Genomic DNA, 17,181 nt, shown 5'->3' on the forward strand with positions numbered 1-17,181 from the left:
ATGGCACGGTCTCAAAGGGAAAAATTAAAACACTGCCGACCCAGGGCTTAAAAAGAGTCGCCATTGTGCGAGAACCTATCCAGTTCCAGGATTAAAAGGAGCCTATCCCCCTTCTTGGCGATGCCCCTTAAATACTGGCTCTGCTGGGATTCCAGTGCTCGGGGAACTTTTTCAATTTGTTCCTCATTTAAGGACACGACGTCCGAGACATCGTCCACAACGAAGCCCACGATATCCTCCCCGGCATCAACGAGAATTATCTTCTTGTCTTCGATGGGACCCTCCTCATAGTACCCAAGGACTTTCTTCAAGTTCAATATTGGGATTACCTGTCCCCTTAGATTTACAATACCCTCCACTTCTTCCGGCGCCTGTGGTACCTTTGTTATTGGCATCATCTCCTTGATCTCACGAACTTTCGAAATGTCCATGCAGAACTCCTCTGATCCAACGGTAAATGCAACAAACTGGTGCTCCATAATTCCACCCCCGAAAAGGGTAGGGAAAAGGTTAAAGCCCCTTGGTCAGGAGCGCTATGAGATCCTCCATTCTTCTATGGAGTTCGTCTGTTGCCCTAGAGATTTCTTCAAGAGCAGCATTCTGTTCCTGAGCCGAGGAGCTGACCTCCTCCGCAGCTGCAGTGTTTTCCTCGGCACTCGCAGCGAGAGCATCTACAGCCTGAAGAACCTTCTGAACTTCATTCTCCGCCTCTTCGACCTTCTGTTTCAGTTCTTCCATCTGGGGACCAAGTTCAGACACGAGTTCGTTGATGTTGGTCATGTATGCAATGGTTTCTTCTAGGATGCCACTTGCTTCTTCCACTACACTAACACCATTCTCAGCCGCACTGGCAGCTTCATCAACCCTTTCGGTCATCGTCTCAATTATCTTTTTGATGTTGTTCGCGGCATCCTTGCTTTCCTCCGCAAGTTTGCGGATCTCCTGGGCGACGACCGCGAAGCCCCTGCCGGCCTCCCCAGCTCTTGCAGCTTCAATCGCCGCGTTGAGAGCCAGAAGGTTTGTCTGCCCGGCAATACCAGTAATAACGTTGGTTATCTCTCCAATCTGTTTTCCCATCTCCTTCACAGCCTGGATAGTCTGCGTAATGTTCGTCATAACATCCTGAATCTTCGTAATCTCCTGAGTCGCAAGTCTGCCCCTCTCTTCCCCCTCCTTGGAGATAGAGACGACCTCATCCACAGCTGCACTCACATGATCAGTGGCTTGGCTGGTAACAGCGACGGTATCCTGAACGACATCCATTGCGTTTTTGATTTCAGAAATCGTCTCCTGCTGGCGCTGGGCTTCGATGCTGACCTGACTTATAGCCTCAGTCACCTGGTTAATTGCCTCGCCGATGCCTTGAATATTCTGGGAGAGGGAATCTATCTTTGACTGAACATCATGTGAGACTTCGGATACGGTATGCACAGTAGTTCCAAGGGCCTCCTTGAGCTTTTCCAGGTTCCTGATGGCATCGTTAATTTCCATCTGAATGTGGGAATCGAGGTTCTCTTCGGAAACCCCTCTCAAAATATGAAACACTTCATCAAAAGCTTCGTTAATGGACTCTTCCAAGTCTCTCTCTCTCGGAGTATAGCCAAAGTCCGAGTGTAGTGCTTTTTGCATGGCACTCCCCCCAACTGCAGAACATATTGCACTATACACGTCGCTTTACCTTAATAAGTAGTTTTTGTGTATGTATCTGTGTAGGTTACTATGTACGTATAGTTCGAGGGTCGTCCTAGAAGAGCATCCCGTTTTAGATAGCGGATCAGTAAACAATGTCGCAGGCAAAGTTTCTTGTGGCGGGCCCGGCGGGATTCGAACCCGCGACCTCCGGCTTAGAAGGCCGACGCCCTATCCTGCTAGGCTACGGGCCCTCGCTCCTAAGGTGCAGGGGCGCTCTTATAAAAGTTACGGTGGGGAGAAAAGGAAGAAACCTCACCGCCTCCTCCTGAGGAGGAGCGGGAGCACGGCGAGGCCAACCATCAGGGCCGGCCCGCATATGCCAGTGTTATCGGTTTCCCCGCCGGTTTCGGTGGTCGTCTTCCCGAGTATCTCATCCGGGCTCTTGCCCTCGACCATGAGCTGGGTCCACTGCTTGAGCCAGGTCTCGTAGTTGGTCTCTATCTCCCTGGAGTCTATTGCGACGGGCTTGTCCACCTTAACCGCGTACTGGAAGACCTCCGGGAGTTCAACGTCTCCGTTAACTGGGTACATCCACTGGTTGAGTGGGAGCTTCTCCTGAGCCTCCTCGCTTATGAGGAACTCGATGAACTTCTTGGCCAGCTCCTTGTTCTTGGCGCCTTTGATTATTCCCGCGCCCTCTATCTGGAGGTAGTTGCCCTCCCTGAAGGCGACGGCTCCGACGTTGGTGTTGTTGTCGTAGTAGACGGTTGCAGCTGGGGAGGTGGCGTAGCTGAGGACGAGCGGGTACTCACCCTCGCTGAACGCACCCCACGCCTCGCTCCAGCCCTTGACTATCTGAACGTCGTTCTCCTTCAGTTTCTCCCAGTAGTAGAGCCAGTCGTCGCCGTAGACCGCTATCGTCCAGAGGAGGAAGGCCATTCCCGGCGAGCTCGTGCGCGGGTCTTCGATTATCAGCTTGCCCTTCCACTCCGGCTTGGTGAGGTCTTCGAGGCTGCTCGGCGGGTTCTGAACCATGTCCTTGCGGTAGTTGATGGCTATGAAACCGTAGTCGTAGGGCGTGAGGTGGTAGGTCGGGTCGAACTTCTCAACGATCCAGTCCGGAATTACGTCTGCGTTGGCGGGCTTGTACGGCTCCAGCACACCTGCGTCTATGGCCTTCGCCAGGTAGCTGTTGTCTATGCCCACAACGACGTCAGCCTGGGGATTGTCCTTCTCGAGGATAAGCCTGTTTAGAACCTCACCGGCGTCACCGATGAGGACGAGGTTCACCTTGACCCCGTACTTCTGTTCGAAAAGCGGTACTATCTCCTTCATCCACCACTCGATACTGTCGTAGGAGTAAACCGTCAGCGTCTCTTCAGCCGCGACCGGTTTTGGAACCAGGAGACCCAGGAGCAGCAGCACGGCGAGGAACGCACCAAGCTTCCTCATGGCAACACCTCCAAATACTCGGTTTTGATTCCCAATAAGGGGGTAATAACCGGATTAATAAAGCTTTGCTTCCCAGTTTCGGGAAGTCGGAAAAAGTTGAGAATGAAGTCAGAGCCTCACGGCACCGGTGGTGTAGGCGTACAGGAAGTATGCGTACACTGCCAGAAAAACACCCGCAGTAACCCTGTCTATCCTTCCCGTGAGCCTCAGGACGGCGGTTAGGAGCCCCATAACGAGGAGGGTCAGCGGCAGGGTGAAGGTGTAAACCGTCGCATCCACCTTTATGGGGTTTATCAGAGACGCTATTCCTATGACCATAAGCACGTCGAGTATGTTGGCGCCGATTATGTTGCCGACGCTTATGTTGGGCAGCCTCTTGAGGGTGGCCATGAGGGAGTTCGTGAGCTCCGGCAGGGAGGTGCCTATGGACACCATCGTCAGACCGATCACGATTTCCGGGACACCGTAGGCCCTGGCTATCGTTACGGCGCTGTCCACGACCAGTTTGGCGCCGATGACCACGACCAGACCGCTTCCGAGCATTATCAGGGCATCCCTGCGGGGGTCACGGGTTCCGCCCTCGGGAAGTTCCTCGAGCGTCATGTGCTTCCGGTAGAGGTAGTAGAGGAAGCCGAAGTAGATGAGTATGAGGCTGGCACCGTCGAGCCGGCTTATGGTCCCGTCGTGCATGAGCAGGCCCGCGTAGGCGGTGACGGCCACCATGAAGAGGGCATTTTTCCAGGCGGCTCTCTCAACGCTGAGGGGCATTATCAGGGCCGAGACTCCGAGGATGAGAGCTATGTTGGCGAGGGCGCTTCCTATGGCGTTTCCCAGGGCGATGTCCGGGTTCCCCTGGTAGGAGGATATGGCCGAGACCGTTACCTCCGGCAGTGTGGTGGCGATGCTCGCGAGGACGAGTGCGATTATGAACTCACTGACGCCGAACCCCTTGGCGACGCGGGAGGCCGCCTCCACGAAGTAATCGCTCCCCTTGATGAGAAGAACCAGACCAACGGCGAAGAGGATTATTTCAACTATCACTTTCTCCCACCGGGCTGTTTCTTGGTTGGTAGCATTTAAAACATTTGGTGTCTTTTGGTTTGCGTAATTTTTAAAATATTCTTGGGCTTTGTTTTTGAGTGGTGTGATAGTCCCTGGTATGTGGGGTTTGTAAGCCCAAATGGGGACTGCGAAAATTCATGAAGATGTGGGGAGTTTCCGTTCCCCCCGAAAGCCAGCCAATGAAGACGAGAGGCCGGAAGGTTGGCCGTGACGAGGCATGCTCACAAACTTTACAAAAGTTACGGCTAACCAGAACGGTAGAATAGGGAAGGGACTTAAAAGTTATTTGCCCGTTCCTCCCCCTTTCTCTCCATTCTTATCACGTAGTCGGCCGCGTTCTGAAGGGCCACGGAAAAGCCGGGTTCAACGCCTATGGCTATGGTCTCCTTACCCTTACGTTTGGCCTCGTTGATGAGGGGGAGAAAGTCCGCATCGCGGGTGGCCAGGGCGATGACCTCGACGTCCGAGTTGTAGATGAGCTCCATTGCCTCTATCGCTATCCTGACGTCCGTGTCACCGGCGACGATTATCGGCTCGAGTCCCTGATTGACGACGGCTTCGATGAGTCCCTGGGGGGCGTACTGATTGAGGACAACCTTGGCAACGCGTATCTTTCCGATCCTCTCAAGCGCCTCGACTATGTCCTCGAGCTTTATCCCGAACTCCTTGCGGAGAATATTCGGACCGTCGATTATCAGGCCGATGCTCTTGCCCCTCACGTGCTTGGGGGGCTCGGCCTCGACCTCCTTTTCGCCCCTGCGGAGCACCTTGAAGAGGGTCTCCTTCATTCCTCATCACCCTTCGGGTTCAGGATTATTGTGTAGTCCGCCGCGTGCTTGAGGGCCGCGGAAAAGCCCGGCTCTATGCCGAGCACTATCGTCTCCTTGCCCTTCTCCTTGGCCTTGAGGATGACCGGGAGGAACTCCGCATTTCGGGTTGCTATGGCTATGGCATCGATATTCTGGTTGTATATCTCGCGCATCGCCTCAACCGCGAGCTTCACCCCGGTCTCACCGGAGACGACCATGGTGTCGAACCCCTGGTTCGAGACGGCTTCGATGAGTCCCTGGGGGGCGTACTGGTTGAGGACAACCTTGGCAACGCGCAGGTCGCCGAGTCCCTCGAGGGCCTCGACTATGTCCTCAAGCTTTATCCCGAACTCCTTACGAAGAATATTCGGGCCATCAATGAGAAGAGCTATCCTCTTTCCCCGGCTCATCTTTCTCCGCATCATTCCGATGCTCCTCATCCCGTCCTTCGTCATCGATATTATCCGCTCCCAGTTGCTGCCCGCCATAGGGAGTCACCGTTGAAATTGTTCAACCAATCACGCGATCAGAGTGATACACTCTACCTACGGGACAATCCTATAAAAAGGTTGACTCCCGGAAATCGTATGTCGTTATCGAGTGCGGGGATACAAGCCGCACAAAAAAGAGGGACTTAAAGGAGCCGCTTATAGTAGTACCAGAGGCCCCTGATGATGTCGCGCACCTCTATCATTGTGAAGGTTTCGGTTCTGTCTATGAGCTTCGCGGTTTCCTCCCAGCTGTGGGCCTGGAGCACGCGGTAGATCAGGAGTTTTATCTGGCGTTCGTCGAGGTAGGGCTTCATCCAGCCGTCCAGGAAGTAGAGCTTCACTATCGGCTTGACCGCGTCGAGCACGGTGTCGTAGGTGAGAACCTTGCCCGTGAAGGCGTCCAGCCTCTTCTTCTGGACGTCGGTGAGGTGAATCGGGTAATCCACGGCCTCACCGAAGGGCGTCTCGAAGAGCCAGCGCGCTATCTCAGGCTCAAGCTCCCTGTGGGTGTCGCCCAGCCACTCTGTGAGCCTGATTCTGAACTCATCGCTGGCCTGGCGAATGAGCCTCTTCGCCCTCTCGCTTATCGGCTTGAGGACTATCGCGGTGAACTCACCGCTGACAGGGTTGCGGGCTGGACTGAGGTGCACCACCGCGAAGCCGTTCTTGACCCAGAAGCGGGCCAGTTCTTCACTCGCACCGAAGCCCGAGCCTATCCAGTCGAGGCCCTTTTCCCTCGCCTCCTTCTCCAGCAGTTCAAGGGCTTTACTCCCCAGCCCCATGTCCATCGCGTCCGGGTGGGTGGCTATCCTGACTATCCTGTATCCCTTCAGCTTGGCGAACTCCTTGAGCATGTGGTGCTTGACCATCATGTCCGGGATTATGTTCCCGCGCGGCTTGTAGCCCTTGGCCATCTTCTCTATGACCTTCTTTGGAATACCGCCCTCCTTGGCTATCTGCACGGCGGTAACGATTTTCCCGTTCTTCAAACGGAGCACCCTGGCCTCGTGATGCGGCGCATCGGCGAGCAGGGCCACATCGCTCGGCCTGTTGCGGTAGTGGGCGAGGATGTAGATACCGACGAAGTTTCTTAAGTCTTCCCTGTCGTGCTCGAACCAGTCGTCCAGATCCGGCTCCTCAAAGTAGACCTCCTTGTTCTTGATGAGCTCGTAGTCCTCCTCCGTCAGCTCAACCGGCTCAGCATCGAGCAGGAGGACGTCGAAGAGCCACTTCTCGATGGGGTCGCCTTCCGCATAGCGGATCGGCTCGTCCATGTGAAGCTCCTTGAATTCCCTTTTCTCACGGGCCTTCTTCAGGAACTTGACGGAGAAGCCCCTTCCGGCACCCTCGTAGCCGTGTATCGTCGAGGAGTAGACGACGCGCGGCTTGTCCAGGTACTTGTGGAGTATGGGAACGTGGATTCCGGCGGCCTCGTCCAGGATGTAGAGGTCGGCGCTCTTGCGGTACCCCTCGGCCGGCGGGTAATATCTCAGTCCAATCTTCCTTGCGTATAGCTCCTTTATGAGACCCTTTTCCTCGACGACGTAGGGCTTGAAGCCTAGCTTCTCGAGGGCGCGCTTTGCGAAGCGGAAGAGGGCCTGGACGTTCTCCGGCTCGGGGGCGGTTACAACGATGCGGGTGCGCTTGTTAAGGGCGAGAGCAAGCCCTATCGCGGCTATTCCGACGGAGACGCTCTTTCCACGGCCCCTGTCCGCCGTGAGGACGAGCATGCCCTCCTCCTCGACCAGCCCCTCGAAGGCCCTTAGAACCTCAACCTGGCCCTCGGTGAGCGCCATCTCGTACAGCTCGCGCGGGAAAACCGTCTCGCCTGGAATCTCAACGCCCCGGCGGCCCTTAATCTTTGCCTGGGTCTTGTTCCGCTTCGGCTTCTTCCTGAGCTTGCCGTTCTCGGTGATGATGTATATCCCGTCGTATTTGGTGAACTTACGGATGATGCGCCTGTTGAAGCGCTTCTTCACGTCGTCTATCGTGTAGGGTGGCGTGACGAGGCTCTTGTGGAAGCCCGTCCACATCTTCTTCCACTTCTCAAAGGGATGGGCCAGGATGAAGATGAGTCCCCCTCCGCGGACGGTCTCGATTATCCTGCCGAGGTCGTTGGGGGAGTAGTCGTAGCTCATGTCCAGAACGAGCAGGTCGTACGTCCTTCCGAGTATGTCGCGGGTGTGCTTGAAGGTCACGGCCTTCACATCGGCGTTTGAGCCCGCGAGGACGTCAAAGTGCTTTCTGAATGCTTCGTAACGCTTCCGCCCGAAGGTGTCCTCCCCCAGGGCGTCCGTTGCGTAGAGAACCTGTATCCCATCCTCACTCTCATCGCGGAGGCGCTTTTTCTTCAGTTCCTCCAGGGCATCGCTCAAAACGCGCGCTGAAGCTCCGGCCAGAATTCCAGCCAGCTCCGCCTTTCGCGGCGTATCGCCCTCTATCAGAATCATCCTTCTGTGGAACTTCTCAAGCGCCTGCGCCAGGGCAGTCTCGGTGAGCCTGAGAACATCGTCCTTAACCTTCTCGCCTTTGGCGTATTCTCTCACTTCCTTGTCAAAGCGGACCTTGACGGTCACGGCCGCCACCTCCCGGATAAAGGGGAGAAGGGGGATTTAAAAAGGTGGCGTCAGGTGCAGTCCGGTTCCAGCACCTCAGCCAGTCTTTCCATTTCATCTTTTCTCAGGCGTTTCTCCAGGTACGCGAGGGTCTCGCAGGTGGCGGTTCTCCTGTCGTCACCCATGTAGTCGAGGGCCGCGTGGAAGAGCACGGAGTGGCAGTCCTCCAGGTGGACAACGTCACACCTGGGGTGGGCCGGCGTTGGGTGGTCGTTTTCTCCGTTTGGATAGGTGAGCTTCAGCGCCGGAATGGCGGAGCCGAAGAGGATGATCATTAAAAGGAGCGCTACAATCACCCTGGGTGGACCGTTGAGGGGCAGCTTTGCAACGAGGAAGAGCCAGAGCCAGAAAATGCCGACGAGGGAAAAAGCAACGGCCGTCCCGAACAGCATCGCCCTAAAGTCCCGGTACTCGCTGAGCTTTTCCAGGGCAGACCTCGATGACAGGACCCACTTCAGGGGAGGAGCCGGCCTGAAAGTCACGGCCGTCAGGTTCTTCAGGCAGAGCCTTTCTTCAAGCCTGAACATGAAGTAGCTCCTCTCCACCACCTGAAATGCCATCTCAACCTCCTCGTCGCTCCCGTTCGCGAGAAAGCCTCTGAGATAGGTTACCGAGTCGTCCAGCTCCCGGGAAAGGTGCCAGGAGAGGTCTTCGTACTCCGGATTTGGCTCCCCGAGCTTTCTGGGCACTACCATCTCAAGCTCGCCGGAGAAACCGTAGCGGTGGCCGATTGCTTCATCAAGGAGTTCCCCCGGCGGAAGGAACGACTCGACCTCGAGCCTGTACGGCGCGGGGGAGAGGTTGCAGGGAAGCGAGCGGGCCTTCTCCTCGGCATTCTCGTACGCTACCCACTGGGCAGCGGAGATCAGGATCATAAAGATGAGGGCAGTCGAAAGCACCGTTGAAACGACTTTTGGAACTGACTTCATGTGCCATGCACCTGTCAGGGCTGTTTCATGGGAATATAAAGTGGGCCACTCTCCTACGAAGCTCACATCCCCGTGCCTAAATGGGAACTTCATTCTGAGAATCCCTTTCCCATTCCTATCCCTCCAGTATTATCCGAACCACCCTCATGTCACCGCAGTTGGGATAAATCACGCTCTCCACTCCAACCAGGTCTTTGGAAACATTAAAGAGGGCGACAAACGCTTCATCGGGTAGAACATCACCGTAAAGGTTCAGCAGGTCTAGATAAGCCGGAACCAGTGCTTCCCTCCACATTTCATCTCTCCTGCTGGCGTGAAGCTGAACGGAAACGGCCTTGACCGTGGTCACTTCCTTTAACCTGCCAACGAGATTTTCCGCCTCGTCTGGTGAAAGGAGCAACACCACCGTCCGTGCCCTCTTTCTTCCGTAAACTTCCCAGTCCTTGGCCATTTTGATAGCATCAATCAGCACATCGTCCACTTTTTCGTTTCTAACGACGGCGTAAGTGACGTAGGTGCAGTCTCCATCGCTGGTCCACCACATCGGTCCCAGGCTCATTAGCGGGTCTTCTCTCGAGTTTCTCAGACTTGCAAAAACCAACAAACCAACGAGAAGAACTCCCAGCCAGGTCTTTCTCCTGGAAACGAATTCAACCACCTCAGATGCAGAGTGGAGGAGGTAAATCGCGAGGGCTATGAGAAGCAGGGACGTTCCCAGATACCATGCTGAACCGGAGGAGTACAGGACGGCGTATGGATAGGGCGGCTCCACAATTACAAGGGTTCTGTTCTCCGAACGCTCCAGGGTGCTCAGCTCGACCTTCCACGGTAATGAGTGGGCTAAGTCAAAGGCCGCCCTGTTGAGGTACGACTCGTTCTTTGTGTTCCACCAGACAGTGAGTTCCTCAGCCGTGATGTTGAGGAAGGTAAAGTACCTCTCGCGAGCAACGCCCAGCAGTTCCAGGTACTCCTCCGATTTCCTGGACCCTTCCATCTTCCCCTCGACAACAACGAGATACCTTCTGGTGTCCGGATCGTGCCTGTAACCGACTATGCGCCCCCTTAGAGAACTCACGTAAAGGTGAGGCACCAGGGGACGTTTTTCCATGACATAGCCCGTCATCGTGCCGGCGAGGGGATAGTTCTCCAGAACCTCGCCCACCTGGCGATAGCTCCACCACTGGACGACGGTTAAGAGAACTATGCCAGCTATTGCGAGCGCCACGACACATTTTCTCCTGGGGAGTTTCATCAAAACAACCAAAGTTAATGTCTTTAAATACCTTTCGCAGTTGCAAATACGTCGCGGAGACGGCTATCGAAACGCTAAGCTTTTATACGAAAAGAGCCGAATTAATTCGGTGGTTTCTATGGCGAAAGGCCTAACCGAGAAAGACCTCGAAAAGTTCAAGCTCGTCGGGAACATCGACGCCTTCAGGAGAAGGCTCGTTTTCCAGGTAACGGAGATAAGCGTTGAAAAGGACGACTACTTCTCAAGGATCTACCTCTACGACGGCAGAAAGGTTAAGCCCTTCACCTCCGGAAAGAAGGACGGAAACCCGCGCTTCTCCCCGGACGGAAAGCTGATAGCCTTCACCTCAAAGCGCGATAAGGAGAGCAAGGAGGCCGAGCTGTACGTTATTCCAACCGACGGCGGCGAGGCGAGACTTTTAGCGAAGTTCAAGTACGGGATCAAGAACCTCCGCTTCACAGAGGATGGTAAGAGCATAGCGGTCGTTACGCCAATAGACGTTGAGAAGAAGCCAAAGGACGACGTCCACGTCATCAAGGAAATTCCTTTCTGGTTCAACGGCGTCGGCTGGGTCTACGGGAAGAGGAGCGTGGTCTATCTCGTTGACCTTGAGACCGGCAGGAAGAGGAGCATAACGCCGAAGAACCTCGACGTCTCGCAGATTAGGTTCTATGAAGGAAAGCTCTACTTCATAGCCCAGGAAGACCGCGAGAGGAAGCCGATGGTGAGCGACCTCTACGTCCTCGAGGGCAGGAAGGCAAAGAGGCTAACCCCCGGAGAGTGGAGCGTGAGCGACTTTATTCCCCTCGACGATGGAACCTTCATCCTCAAGGCCAACATCCGCGAGCGCGGGATTCCGACGAACACCCACATCTACCACTACAACCCGGAGACGGGCGAGATGAGGAAGCTCACCGCGGAACTCGACAGGGCTGCATACAACTCCCTAAACTGCGACGTTAGGGGAAGCCAGAGGGCAGAACTGGTTTTCAGAGACGGCTGGGTTTATTACGTGGCAACGGACGGCCCGAGGGCGAACCTCTTTAGGGTAAACCTTAAAGGCAAAATCGAGCGCGTCATCGGCAGCGATAGAAGCGTTGAAAGCTTCGCCATCGGCGACTACGTAGCCTTTACCTCCCAGGACGCGGTCACTCCAACGGAGCTCTACATCCTCCGCGACGGAAAGGAGAAGAGGATTACGGACTTCAACAGCTGGATAAAGGAGTACGAGCTCTCCAAACCGGAGCACTTCAGGGTCAAAGCGAGCGACGGCGTTGAGATAGACGCCTGGATCATGAAGCCCGTTGATTTTGAGCCCGGAAAGAAATATCCCGCCGTTCTGGAGATTCACGGGGGGCCTAAAACCGCCTACGGCTACTCCCTCATGCACGAGTTCCACGTTCTTACTGCCAAAGGCTTCGTCGTGATATTCTCCAACCCGCGCGGCAGCGACGGCTACGGCGAGGACTTCGCGGACATAAGGGAGCACTACGGGGAGAGAGATTACCAGGACCTGATGGAGGTCGTTGACGAGGCGCTGAAGCGCTTCGACTTCATCGACGAGGAGAGGATAGGAGTTACCGGCGGTTCCTACGGCGGCTTCATGACCAACTGGATAGTCGGACACACGAAGCGCTTCAAAGCGGCGGTAACCCAGAGGTCGATCTCCAACTGGGTGAGCTTCTTCGGAACGACGGACATCGGCTACTTCTTCGCGCCCGACCAGATTGGCTCTGACCCTTGGAGCAACACCGATGCCTACTGGGATAAGAGCCCGCTGAAGTACGCGCCGAACGTTGAAACGCCCCTGCTCGTAATCCACTCGATGGAGGACTACCGGTGCTGGCTGCCCGAGGGACTGCAGTTCTACACGGCGCTCAAATACCTCGGCAAGACCGTTGAGCTGGCGCTCTTCCCAGGAGAGAACCACGACCTCAGCAGGGGCGGAAAGCCGAAGCACAGGGTTAAGCGCTTAGAGCTGATTGCCGGGTGGTTTAAGAGGTGGTTGAAGGGGTGATTTTCCCTTTCTTTACTTCGAGTGGTTAAGGGGAGAGTTTAGAGAGCTGAAGCTCTCAGGCTGATTTTCTCCTCATCAGGAGCCAGATTGTCAGGAAAACGAGAAATACCCCCACTGCGACGGTTTTGGGGTTGATGTTTCGTGCCTTCTCCTCTATCTCGAGAGTACTCAGGTTTCCGTCGTAGATGTAGAGCGTCCCATTTGACGCGATTAGGCATTCCCGCCCGTTGCAACTGATTGCGTCGCAGGAATCTGTTATCTCCTTCGTACCGTTCTTGGAGTGCTCGATGAGACCGTTGGAACACAGAAGGATTTTGCCGTTAAGGATATCAAAATCTTCCGCACAGTTGTCAAGTTGCAGAACCCTCTTAAAAGCCCCGTTGGAGTAAACGTAGACTCTGGTGCAGTTAATGAAGTAAAGCCTTCCTTCCACCGCCTTGATCCCTGCGCCGTCAATTGAACCGCAGGGAATCGTCTTCTCGACGCTTCCGTTCGAAGAGACCTGGAAAAGAGAGCAGTCCCCCATCCTCGCCGATTCCGAGATTGGGACGTAGTAAGTTCCGTTAAGGTAGGCGAAGCCCCTGCAGTCGTAACTGTGTATCCCGAAGAGAACGGAGCCGTTGAGGGTTTGAACTACCACGCTGTCCGGGACGAAGGTTTCAATCAGCCACTCGCTTCCGTTCCACGCTAAACCGCAGGGAGTCCCGTTGAGGTGGAGCGGAACCTTTGAGAGATGTCCGTCGGGCACCACCGTCGTCAGGTAATAGCTTCCGTTTTCTTCGCTCAAGAGGGCCCAGGTTGTTCCGTTCCAAGATACACTTATTGCATTTCCTAAGCCCAATGTAAATAATTCAAAAGTAAACAGGAGGAGAATGACACTTCTGAATACATTGATTCTTTTCATTACCTCACCACTTTTAGATAGTTGTTGAGGTCTGTGCTAAATAGTAAACTACATATGGGAACTTCCCGAACCTTTTCTCAATGTCACCAAGTGACACTAAATAATCTCTTGCTCGCTCCGTACACTTTGTAGCATTACATCCGTACCCACAGTGCTCGCAATACCCTCTAACTGCTGAGTCCCATTCCATCTCGACACCGAACCCATTTTCATGGCAGAACCACATGAACTCGTTTAAATCTTGATAATTCATACCATTTGGTCTGTAGTAATCATCTTTAGTGTTGGTGACCATGTAGTAATGGGGTTGCGGAGCTACATGAGTAAATCCTACTTTTTGTACACATTTTCTTGTTAAATACAATGGATCACGGTCCTCCCATCTTTCTATGGGTATCCACAGTACAGGTTTTTTGTAAGTGTCTCTAATGTAACTCACAATGTTTTTTATTTTAGTAGAATCACTAGACACGGCCCCTGCTCCCTCCAGACTGAAGTAGTACCCCGTCACCCTTCTGGCCACAGTAGAGGATTCGACTTTAGTTACCCAATCCTTCATATCCTCGAGAGTCCTGCGCGTTTTAGTAGCATCATAATACGGGATTTCCACCCATATTTCAAATCCCAAACCGGATTCTGCTACGAACTTTTTCATGTCACTCAAGAGCGTAGAAAAATTCGAATATTTTCCTTCGTCGGTAGACAATAGCACAACTCCATCGAAATATTTTATAAACTCTGCAATTTGTTCTTTAGGTGTAATTTTCTTTCCAGCATAATAAAACAATGCCAGTCGAGTCATGGCATCACCGTTAATAATTGCTTATTCGATAACATATAAACTTTTCGTTGGATGACGTTTAAAGAACAATATAAAAAAAGAAAAATCAAAGCGTGTAGTCCAGAACTTCTTGGCCTCCGCGATGTGCTCGGGGTAGACGTTCTTGATTTCCGGATGTGGGCTCTAATAACTCTGCCAGCAAGCACGAAGAGCGTTCCGGCTATGGTTGGAAGCATCGCCCAGATTTGCCAGGTTCCAGTAACAGAACACATGCAAAATTTCAAAACGCTGAATTTTTAAACAGTGAGTTGAGATGGCAACCATGCTCGGGGTAATCCTGGCCTTCCCAGAAAAGCGGTGGGAGAACTACACTCTGCCCGTTGCAGATGAGCCGGTCGTCAGGCTCACGGAGAGGAGGCTCCTCACAAGCAAGAGGATAGATGAGGTCATCACGGTGGTCAGAAAGGACAAGCTCAGGACTTATTCCCTTCACGTCTCGAATCCCCTTCCTGTTTCCGCAAGGAGCAAGATGGAGGCCCTCCTGAAAGCCCTCCCCGGGGAGCCGTTCTTTCTGGCCGAGGGCAACATGCCACTGATAATGCCCTTCCTCGTGAACTACATGACCGGGCTCTTCTACGAGAACGAGCCGGAGGCGCTGATACCGGTCTGGAAGGACGGGACGGCGGAGGTTACGCATGCGGTTTACGAGCCTGACGCCCTTGCCGATGCCATTGAGGCGGCCCTGGCCGAGGGCTACCGGAATCTGAACCGGGTAACGGAGTTCCTAGACTACGAACCGCTGTCCATTGAGGAGCTGGCAAAGAGGAACCCAAAGGTGACGCTGAGCTTCTTCAGGGTAAGGAACTCCTTCGACATCAGGTTCGCGGTCGAGACCCTCAAGCGGGAAGGACAAACGTGATTGAAAATTTTTCAAAATTGTGTAGGAAAGCTTAAATAGTGTAAAGTCTATAATATATTTGAGTAGAAGTTCCGAAAGTGCTTCTACTTGGTTCGGACCATAAGGGAGAGAGTTGTTATGAAAAAAATTTTGAGCGCGGCGTTATCGCTGCTTGTGTTGTTTAGTTTAATGGCCATGATTGGCCCACCATCCGTCTCGGCCAAACTGCTGACGGATTACAACGTACTGATTTTGAAAAATTCTGATGCCTGGGGTACGCCTGCTGTTGAGGATACCCTCACGGACATGGGGGTACCATACGACGTTATGACGAGTACTGAACTTCAGAGCAAAACATCTCAGGATCTTATAGACACATACGACATGATCGTCATTGTCAGTGACCAGAGACAGCGGTTTTACGATGAGATAGGGTCTCAGATGGACAAACTTGAGGAATATGTAAGGGCCGGAAATGTCCTTGAGATACACGCTGCCAACTGGGGATGGGGCGGCGGATTGTGGACTACACCGCTTCCCGGAGGGGTGGAGATAAGGAAGAGCTATTCAAGCCACGATTATGTACTTGCCAACAGTACAACCCTCACAAGTAGCTATGCAAGCCACGGTTACTTCGTAGACCTTCCAGCGAATGCAGAGATAATCACCGTTCAGGCGCCTTTGGGAACCCCCGACAACACCAAGCCGAGCACAGTATTGTACTCCCTTGGGAGCGGTAAGGTCTTCGTAACGGGTCTGACCATTGAGTACAGCGTTGCAAGAATGGGATCCGACTGGGCCGCTTTCTATAAGGAAATGGTGACCCTGAACCTCGGTTATTCAACCCCTGCACCCGTCGTAAGCTCCCGGAGAGTGAGCTTTATGATGCTCAACTTCTATTACTACCGCCGCTACACGGCCCTTCTTGAAAAATACAACGCACTCTATCTCGAGGCCGTTGAGGGTGGGCTGGACAACGAGACACTCATCGAGACACTCATGATGGCGCAGGGCTACAATTCAACCGCGGCGGAGTACTACACCAATGCAAGTAGATACGGACCGGTTCTTGGGAACCTGAGGAAACTCCAGATATTGCCTGATATGCGGGAAGCGGCGCTTCATCAGAAGCAGGCAGTAAAAACCCTGAAAGATGCGATGGCAGAGCCGTGATCTGCCATCACACCGTTTCCACCATTTTTCTGACCGCCCATGCTACACTCACCGCCACGGTAGCCTTTAGGATATCAAACGGCACGAAGGGCAGCACCCCAAGCCTGAAAGCACTCTCAAAGTCCCCGTTCATGAAGAAAGCGAGCCTGAGCCAGCCCAGGAGATAGATGACCGCGATGCCGCCCAGGGAGCCTGCGAGCATCCCCGCTTTTTTCTCCGTTTTTTCCGTTAGGTATCCGGCTATAAAAGCCGCTATTGGAAACGCGACTATGTAGCCCCCAGTCGGCCCGTAGAGGACGGCGAAGCCGCCCTGGGGGCCTGCAAACACGGGGATCCCCACCGCACCCATGACCACGTAAGCGAGCTGGCTTAGAAAGCCGAGCCTGGCACCAAGAACGAGCCCCCCGAGGAGAACGAACAGAACCTGAAGCGTTATCGGAACCGGGCCTATAGGGATGCTTATTTGAGCACCAACCGCCGTCAGGGCGGCGAAGAGCGCCGCAAACGCCACGTCCCTATTGTTCATCCTACCACCCTCCTTTCCATCACCCGCAGGCAGACGTTAATCTTTAAAATGTTTTAGTTAACGAAACTCGATGGCCATGAGGGGACTCATCAGGGACAGCCGTGTTAAGAGGGGCATCCTGGGCATACTCCGGAGGGGTGAGAGGGTATCCGGCGACACTATGGCCGCGGAGCTGGGAGTATCCAGGGTCGCCGTATGGAAGCATGTGCGGGAGCTGATCGCCCTCGGCTACACCATAGATTCCTCCAGGAAGGGCTATATGCTCCTCTCTGAGCCCGGGGAGCCGTACCCATGGGAGCTGGACGTGAGGAGCTACTACGTTCTGAGAACGCCATCGACCATGGACGTTGCAGGGAAGCTCGCAGAGGATGGGGAGCCTGGATGGACGTTTGTCATAGCCCGGGAGCAGACATCGGGCAAGGGACGCAGGGGGAGCCGCTGGGAATCCAGGAGGGGAGGACTGTACTTCTCCGTTATCCTCAGACCGGATATGAGGCTGGCGGATGTGTCCGGGCTGGTGCCCCCGACGCTCGACGCGATTGTTCGGACACTGTCCCACTACGGAATCGAGGCGGAGATGAGGGAATGCGGGGTCTATGTGACGGGGAGAAAAACGGCCGGCGTGCTGGTGGAGGCCGCG

16 protein-coding genes and 1 tRNA gene are annotated in these 17,181 nt (G+C 54.2%); 4 read left to right on the forward strand and 13 right to left on the reverse strand.

Annotated features, from left to right (window positions below; all coding sequences use genetic code 11):
* Nucleotides 1–47: 47 nt before the first annotated feature.
* From APY94_RS07880 to APY94_RS07925, 10 genes are all read right to left on the reverse strand, one after another.
* On the reverse strand, nucleotides 48–479 hold the full coding sequence (locus APY94_RS07880; protein WP_342667080.1) for a chemotaxis protein CheW: 432 nt from the start codon (nucleotides 477–479) through the stop codon (nucleotides 48–50).
* Nucleotides 480–510: 31 nt separating this feature from the next.
* Entirely contained in the window at nucleotides 511–1,629 is a 1,119-nt protein-coding gene (locus tag APY94_RS07885; protein ID WP_058939111.1) for a methyl-accepting chemotaxis protein, read from the reverse strand.
* Nucleotides 1,630–1,806: 177 nt separating this feature from the next.
* A tRNA-Arg gene (locus APY94_RS07890) sits at nucleotides 1,807–1,883 on the reverse strand.
* Nucleotides 1,884–1,944: 61 nt separating this feature from the next.
* Nucleotides 1,945–3,084, reverse strand: coding sequence for a thiamine ABC transporter substrate-binding protein (locus APY94_RS07895; RefSeq protein WP_058939112.1), 1,140 nt, complete (start codon nucleotides 3,082–3,084; stop codon nucleotides 1,945–1,947).
* A gap of 108 nt (nucleotides 3,085–3,192) precedes the next feature.
* Entirely contained in the window at nucleotides 3,193–4,125 is a 933-nt protein-coding gene (locus APY94_RS07900; protein ID WP_058939113.1) for a calcium/sodium antiporter, read from the reverse strand.
* A gap of 296 nt (nucleotides 4,126–4,421) precedes the next feature.
* The gene (locus APY94_RS07905) at nucleotides 4,422–4,934 is read right to left on the reverse strand and encodes a TIGR00288 family NYN domain-containing protein (RefSeq protein WP_058939114.1); all 513 of its coding nucleotides are present in this window, start codon (nucleotides 4,932–4,934) and stop codon (nucleotides 4,422–4,424) included.
* Nucleotides 4,931–5,443 carry a TIGR00288 family NYN domain-containing protein gene (locus APY94_RS07910; protein ID WP_058939115.1) on the reverse strand — a complete coding sequence of 171 codons (513 nt, stop codon included), beginning with the start codon at nucleotides 5,441–5,443 and terminating at the stop codon, nucleotides 4,931–4,933. The genes APY94_RS07905 and APY94_RS07910 overlap by 4 nt, the downstream gene beginning before the upstream one ends.
* 146 nt (nucleotides 5,444–5,589) lie before the next feature.
* Nucleotides 5,590–8,022, reverse strand: coding sequence for a tRNA(Met) cytidine acetyltransferase TmcA (locus APY94_RS07915; protein WP_058939116.1), 2,433 nt, complete (start codon nucleotides 8,020–8,022; stop codon nucleotides 5,590–5,592).
* 50 nt (nucleotides 8,023–8,072) lie between these two features.
* Complete coding sequence (locus tag APY94_RS07920) at nucleotides 8,073–8,990, reverse strand: hypothetical protein (protein ID WP_058939117.1); 918 nt, start codon at nucleotides 8,988–8,990, stop codon at nucleotides 8,073–8,075.
* A 115-nt stretch (nucleotides 8,991–9,105) separates the two neighbouring features.
* Nucleotides 9,106–10,242 (reverse strand): hypothetical protein, encoded by a 1,137-nt coding sequence (locus tag APY94_RS07925; RefSeq protein WP_058939118.1) that lies wholly within the window; start codon nucleotides 10,240–10,242, stop codon nucleotides 9,106–9,108.
* 118 nt (nucleotides 10,243–10,360) lie between these two features.
* On the opposite strand from APY94_RS07925, the gene APY94_RS07930 reads away from it, so the two are divergent.
* Nucleotides 10,361–12,259: a S9 family peptidase gene (locus APY94_RS07930; RefSeq protein WP_058939119.1), complete on the forward strand. Its 1,899-nt coding sequence runs from the start codon at nucleotides 10,361–10,363 to the stop codon at nucleotides 12,257–12,259.
* 55 nt (nucleotides 12,260–12,314) lie between these two features.
* Here APY94_RS07930 and APY94_RS07935 read toward each other — a convergent pair whose 3' ends face one another.
* Nucleotides 12,315–13,046 (reverse strand): hypothetical protein, encoded by a 732-nt coding sequence (locus tag APY94_RS07935; protein ID WP_157065508.1) that lies wholly within the window; start codon nucleotides 13,044–13,046, stop codon nucleotides 12,315–12,317.
* 130 nt (nucleotides 13,047–13,176) lie between these two features.
* A complete protein-coding gene (locus tag APY94_RS07940; protein ID WP_058939121.1) occupies nucleotides 13,177–13,965 on the reverse strand; it encodes a DUF4855 domain-containing protein in 789 nt (262 codons plus the stop codon).
* Nucleotides 13,966–14,266: 301 nt separating this feature from the next.
* Between APY94_RS07940 and mobA the strand changes: the two genes are divergently transcribed.
* Nucleotides 14,267–14,863 (forward strand): molybdenum cofactor guanylyltransferase, encoded by a 597-nt coding sequence (gene mobA, locus APY94_RS07945; RefSeq protein WP_058939127.1) that lies wholly within the window; start codon nucleotides 14,267–14,269, stop codon nucleotides 14,861–14,863.
* Nucleotides 14,864–14,950: 87 nt separating this feature from the next.
* Nucleotides 14,951–16,015 carry a pyrolysin gene (locus APY94_RS07950; RefSeq protein ID WP_245610440.1) on the forward strand — a complete coding sequence of 355 codons (1,065 nt, stop codon included), beginning with the start codon at nucleotides 14,951–14,953 and terminating at the stop codon, nucleotides 16,013–16,015.
* Between the two features lie 7 nt (nucleotides 16,016–16,022).
* Here the strand turns inward: APY94_RS07950 and APY94_RS07955 are convergent, their stop codons facing one another.
* On the reverse strand, nucleotides 16,023–16,541 hold the full coding sequence (locus tag APY94_RS07955; protein ID WP_058939123.1) for a biotin transporter BioY: 519 nt from the start codon (nucleotides 16,539–16,541) through the stop codon (nucleotides 16,023–16,025).
* A gap of 70 nt (nucleotides 16,542–16,611) precedes the next feature.
* Here APY94_RS07955 and APY94_RS07960 point away from each other — a divergent pair.
* On the forward strand, nucleotides 16,612–17,181 hold a 570-nt coding region (locus tag APY94_RS07960), incomplete at its 3' end, for an HTH domain-containing protein (RefSeq protein WP_245610441.1).

The sequence above is a fragment of the Thermococcus celericrescens genome (assembly GCF_001484195.1).
GTDB classification, from domain to species: Archaea; Methanobacteriota_B; Thermococci; order Thermococcales; family Thermococcaceae; genus Thermococcus; species Thermococcus celericrescens.

Bases quoted from the DNA above. Each gene is read 5' to 3' on its own strand.
- APY94_RS07925 (WP_058939118.1), bottom strand. From the start codon at position 10,242: ATGAAACTCCCCAGGAGAAAATGTGTCGTGGCGCTCGCAATAGCTGGC.
- APY94_RS07880 (WP_342667080.1), bottom strand. From the start codon at position 479: ATGGAGCACCAGTTTGTTGCATTTACCGTTGGATCAGAGGAGTTCTGC.
- APY94_RS07930 (WP_058939119.1), top strand. From the start codon at position 10,361: ATGGCGAAAGGCCTAACCGAGAAAGACCTCGAAAAGTTCAAGCTCGTC.
- mobA (WP_058939127.1), top strand. From the start codon at position 14,267: ATGCTCGGGGTAATCCTGGCCTTCCCAGAAAAGCGGTGGGAGAACTAC.
- APY94_RS07920 (WP_058939117.1), bottom strand. From the start codon at position 8,990: ATGAAGTCAGTTCCAAAAGTCGTTTCAACGGTGCTTTCGACTGCCCTC.
- APY94_RS07910 (WP_058939115.1), bottom strand. From the start codon at position 5,443: ATGGCGGGCAGCAACTGGGAGCGGATAATATCGATGACGAAGGACGGG.
- APY94_RS07895 (WP_058939112.1), bottom strand. From the start codon at position 3,084: ATGAGGAAGCTTGGTGCGTTCCTCGCCGTGCTGCTGCTCCTGGGTCTC.
- APY94_RS07885 (WP_058939111.1), bottom strand. From the start codon at position 1,629: ATGCAAAAAGCACTACACTCGGACTTTGGCTATACTCCGAGAGAGAGA.
- APY94_RS07955 (WP_058939123.1), bottom strand. From the start codon at position 16,541: ATGAACAATAGGGACGTGGCGTTTGCGGCGCTCTTCGCCGCCCTGACG.
- APY94_RS07940 (WP_058939121.1), bottom strand. From the start codon at position 13,965: ATGACTCGACTGGCATTGTTTTATTATGCTGGAAAGAAAATTACACCT.
- APY94_RS07905 (WP_058939114.1), bottom strand. From the start codon at position 4,934: ATGAAGGAGACCCTCTTCAAGGTGCTCCGCAGGGGCGAAAAGGAGGTC.